Source organism: Marinobacter sp., from assembly GCF_052094685.1.
Lineage (GTDB): Bacteria > Pseudomonadota > Gammaproteobacteria > Pseudomonadales > Oleiphilaceae > Marinobacter.
Genome location: NZ_JBQDKB010000154.1, coordinates 1 through 4,799, shown reverse-complemented (window position 1 = coordinate 4,799; position 4,799 = coordinate 1). Strand labels below are relative to the sequence as shown.

At 56.1% G+C, this 4,799-nt stretch carries 4 protein-coding genes; 3 read left to right on the top strand and 1 reads right to left on the bottom strand.

Translation table 11 applies throughout. The features are described 5' to 3' along the window. The coding region (locus ACTH3S_RS17825; protein ID WP_441810357.1) for a phospholipase D family protein at positions 1-1,661 on the top strand (1,661 nt) is incomplete at its 5' end. A gap of 32 nt (positions 1,662-1,693) precedes the next feature. On the opposite strand, the gene ACTH3S_RS17820 is transcribed toward ACTH3S_RS17825, so the two are convergent. Beyond that, positions 1,694-2,743, bottom strand: a complete 1,050-nt coding sequence (locus ACTH3S_RS17820) for a zinc-dependent alcohol dehydrogenase family protein (protein ID WP_441810356.1) — start codon at positions 2,741-2,743, stop codon at positions 1,694-1,696. A 13-nt stretch (positions 2,744-2,756) separates the two neighbouring features. Between ACTH3S_RS17820 and ACTH3S_RS17815 the strand changes: the two genes are divergently transcribed. Then, positions 2,757-4,124 carry an efflux RND transporter periplasmic adaptor subunit gene (locus ACTH3S_RS17815; RefSeq protein WP_441810355.1) on the top strand — a complete coding sequence of 456 codons (1,368 nt, stop codon included), beginning with the start codon at positions 2,757-2,759 and terminating at the stop codon, positions 4,122-4,124. After that, a complete protein-coding gene (locus ACTH3S_RS17810) occupies positions 4,121-4,774 on the top strand; it encodes an efflux RND transporter permease subunit (protein ID WP_441810354.1) in 654 nt (217 codons plus the stop codon). The genes ACTH3S_RS17815 and ACTH3S_RS17810 overlap by 4 nt, the downstream gene beginning before the upstream one ends. Positions 4,775-4,799: the final 25 nt, after the last annotated feature.

The window sequence follows — 4,799 nt, the reverse complement described above, 5'->3', positions numbered from 1 at the left end:
CTAGGGGGTGGAGGCCTTGCCGTGCGTCGACGAGCATTGAAAAATCCGAAAAAGTCCTAAGCGTGGTACTACTAATGGCATTGCCTGACAGGATAGCGACAGTTTCAAGGCACGCAGTGCGTGCCAGACGTCTATGTATTCTGTTCGTCATCCTGTTTATACAGGGTTGCGCCCAGCTGCCCCCTCAAAATGCATCGTCGCTGTCGTACGCGTTTGATCGCCCGGAGGAAACGCGCCTGGGCCGCGAGATTCAGCCTCATCTGCAGGGCCAACCGGGTGATTCCGGGTTTTACATTCAGGACACCGGCCTGCAGGCTTTTCTTCAGCGCGCCGCGCTGATTGAGGCTGCCGAACAAAGTATTGACGCGCAGTACTACATCTGGAACGGCGATGTGTCGGGAACGTATCTGGCGCGACGTCTGCTGGTGGCCGCCGACCGCGGTGTGCGTGTGAGGTTGTTGCTCGATGATATCAACGTAGATGGCGGCGATACGATGCTCGTCGCGCTGGATCAGCATCCCAATATCGAGATCGCCATCTACAATCCCTTCGCGGTTCGCCGGGGTATCGGTAAATGGCTGGGCTTTCTCACCGACTTTCAGCGTCTCAATCAGCGTATGCACAACAAGACCTTCGTGGCCGATGGCGCGCTAGGCATCATGGGTGGCCGCAATATCGGGGATGAGTACTTCGATTTACACCCACAGGTGAATTTTCGCGACCGCGATGTCCTGATCGCAGGTCCGATCGTTGCTGATCTGTCCGCCAATTTCGATGCGTTCTGGAACAGCGCGTCAAGCTACCCCATTAGCCAATTGGAGCCTGATGCCGCGCAGGGGCAAGGCTTGAACGTACAGTTGGATCAGCTCCGTGTGGCCGCATCTGATACCACCGGGCTCACTCGGGTACCGCCGCAAAATGCGACGTCAGCGTTTGAGTACATGGCGCAGGTGCTGGCGTTGCTGACCTGGGCCGAGGGGAGGCTGGTGTTCGATTCACCGGTGGTGAATAGTCAAGCGGAGACTGATCGCCCCCAACGCAGTGCCCAGGCGCTATACCAGCTTGTTGAGCAGGCTGACAAGGAAATTCTCGTGGAATCGGCGTATCTCATTCTTGGAGACGATCAGCTCGATATACTGGAACAGATCAGGGCACGAGGCGTCCGTGTGCTGGCCTTGACTAATTCACTGGCCTCCAACGACCTCACCACAAATCATGCCGGCTACGCACGTCGTCGCGGTACGATGCTCGCCAACGGGCTGGAACTGTATGAGCTGCGGCCCGACGCAGCAGGCTGTGCGAATTGGATTGAGATGCCGGGTTTCTGCGGTCAGGGTGCGGTGGGCCTGCATGCAAAGTCGGCGGTGTTCGATCGCAAAACCTTGTACATCGGCTCGTTCAACATCAACCTGCGTTCGATCTACCTAAATTCTGAAACCGTTCTGGTAATCCACAGCCCCCAACTGGCCGAGCAGCTTGCGCAGGACATCGAAGCGGCAATGGCACCGGAAAACAGTTGGAGGGTTACCCGGGACGCGGATGGGCAGTTGCTCTGGTCGGCGGATGAGGAGCAATCCTGGACGCACGAACCGGCCACGGGATTCTGGCGGCGTTTCAAATCCGGCCTGTTCAGCTTGTTGCCCATGGAGAAGTATCTGTAGCTTCGAATAGCTGTTTGTTGCTGACTATCCAGTCACTCGGCAGTCAACAGCATCTTGATGGCCTGTTCTTTCGCCGCGTCGCTGAAGATGTCATAAGCCTTTTCGATATCGTTGAGCTTGAAGCGGTGGGTTACCAGATCTGCGGGCGTGACGCCGCCGCTTTCAACGAACCGCATCAATACAGGGATGGTGTTGGTGTTCACCAAGCCGGTGCGCAGGGTGATATTCTTGATCCACAGGTCCTGCAGCTTGAATTCGACGCTCTTGCCATGCACGCCGATGTTGGCAATATGACCGCCAGCGCGAATAATATCCTGGCAGATATCGAAGGTTTCAGGGATGCCTACGGCTTCCATGGCTACGTCCACGCCTTCGCCATCGGTCAGTTCTTTGATGGCCTCAATCGGGTCCCTGGCTATGGTGTCGGTGGCACCAAGCATCTTGGCCATGGCCAGGCGATTTTCGTCCGGATCAATCATGATAAGCCGCGCAGGCGAGTAGAAGCGCGAGGTCATCAGTGCTGCAAGACCTATCGGCCCGGCGCCAACAATAGCTACCGTATCACCGAGTTTAACCTCGCCGTTCAGGGCGCCAATTTCGTGTCCGGTGGGCAGGATGTCGCTGAGCATGACGGCCGCAGCGCGGTCCATCTCTTTGGGTAACACATACAGGCTGTTATCCGCATGGGGGGTGCGCACATACTCGGCCTGGGTTCCGTCGATCAGATGGCCGAGAATCCAGCCGCCGTCCCGGCAATGGGCATAAACGCCGCGTTTGCAATAGTCGCAGCGGCCGCAGGAAGTGACGCAGGAAATCAGCACCTCGTCACCAACTTTGATATTGCTTACGCCGCTGCCAACTTCTTCTACCACCCCCAGGCCTTCGTGGCCAAGAATGCGTCCCGCTGTTACCGCAGGCACGTCGCCTTTGAGAATGTGTAAATCGGTGCCGCAGACGGTTGTGTGGGTGATGCGAACCACCGCATCCGTAGGTTTCTCGATCGCAGGTTGTGGCTTGTCTTCCCAGCAGCCTTTGCAGAAAAGATAGTAATTAATTACTATCTTGTTATATGGCAATTTCATAAGAGAAAATCAAATGGCTCTGGCGCGCTTCGGCGATAGAAAGGTGTTGGCTTTGGCTGGTCTGGTGGGCGGTGTTCTCCTTGTTGCGCTTCTTGTATTCTTCCGTGAAACGCCTGTGTACAAGGAGGTGGGTCCTCAACCGCTGAACCTAACGGTGATTGAAGTACAGCCAATGCCTTTCGTGCTTACCGCTAGGGGTTTTGGTATTGCCCGCCCGGCACACACGTGGCAAGCCTTGGCTAACGTCGCCGGCCGAGTGGTGCAGCGTCACCCGCAACTCAATAGCGGCACACTGCTACCCGCAGGTACGCTGCTGTTGGCACTGGACCCAGGGCGTTATCAGCTAGCCATAGCCGAAGTAGAGGCTGAGTTGGCTTCTTTGGCGGCAGAGCAGGCACAGCTTGACGCAGAGATGCGTAATACCAATCATTTATTAAAGCTGGAAAGTGAACGGCTGAAGTTGTCCGAAAGTGAGCAAGCGCGTATTGAACGCTTGCTTGAAACCGGAGCCGTGTCGCGTTCACAGCTTGATGAGCAACGCCGAGCCACTCTTGCCCAGCGCCAGCTTGTGCAATCACTGGAAAACCAACTCTCACTACTCCCCTCAAAACAGCAGCACCTTGATGCGCAGGTTAAACGCGCCACCACGCGCTTAGAACAGGGGCATCAGGATCTTGAAGACACACGTTTTATCGCCCCATACGATCTACGCATACGCTCGGTAGAAGTGGAAGAGCATCAGTACGCAAGCCTAGGGCAACCGTTATTTCTTGCCGACAACATAGGGCAGGCTGAGATTGAAGCGCAGGTTCCGCTGTCAATGTTGCGAAGGCTCATGGCGGCAGTGTTGATACCTGTTGATTCGCAGCAACCCGCGCTGGATATTTCCGACCGGTTCGATTTTTCGGCCATCCGAAGCGAAGTGGGTCTCACCGGTTTTCCTACCGTGCGTTGGCCCGCAAATGTCAGCAGAGTGGCCAGTGGCTTAGACCCCGCCACACGTAGTGTTCGGGTGGTGGTGACCGTAGACAATCCATACAGTTTGGCAGGCGTGCCCGAGCAACCAGCGTTGCAGCGAGATATGCACGTGCAAGTTCGGTTCTCAGTCGACAGCCTCAAGCCTTTGCTGGCTGTGCCATCTTCGGCGGTGCACCAAGGCGAGGTGTATCTGCTAGGGGAAGGAGACCTCCTACAGCGACGAGCTGTAACAGTGGCCTTCGAGCAAAACGGCCTTGCGGTCATTGATGAGGGGCTGGAAGGAGGTGAGCATTTGATTACCGATGACCCAGTGCCTGCTGTTACAGGCACGAAGGTTATTCCCCATCGTAACAAGGATCTTGAAGCGCGCTTGCAACAGCAAGCGCAGGGAGACGGGCAGTGACCCGCTGGTTTGCAGATCACCCCACCGCAGCCAATTTACTGCTTATATTGTTGTTGGCCGTTGGTTTGTTTTCTGCCCCGAACCTTAAGCGCGAAACCTTTCCTGATTTTCGTCCTGTTGAGGTCAGTATCGACGTTGTTTATCGCGGCGCCAGTGCGGCCGATGTGGAAGATGCGATTTGTCGGCGCTTATACGATGCCGTTAAGGGCGTTGATTATCTAGACGAAATGAAGTGTGTGGCACAGGACAACCTGGCCCGTGCCGCGGTTTCCATGCAGGCGAATGGAGATTCTATCCGTTTTTTGAGTGATATAGACACTGAGGTTAATGCGCTCACCGATCTGCCTGCCCGAGCAGAAAGGCCAGTGGTGCGTGAACTGCACCGCAGCGATCTGGTGGCGGCGGTTGCGGTTTATGGTGACCTAGCACCAAATCAGCTTGAAGATTACGCGCTGCAACTTGAAGAGCGCATCATGGCGCTGCCGGGCGTGGCCCAGGTAACCCTGCAGGGGCTTTCCCAGCGCCAATGGCAGGTAGAAGTTTCCCGGGCCGTGCTTGCGCAGCATGGGTTGTCGAGCAGTGATCTGGCCATGCAGCTCAGGCAGCAGAGCATTGATGTGCCGCTAGCAGCCTGTCGGACTTGCACCTGACAGACAGCGTTTAAAGTGATCTTGT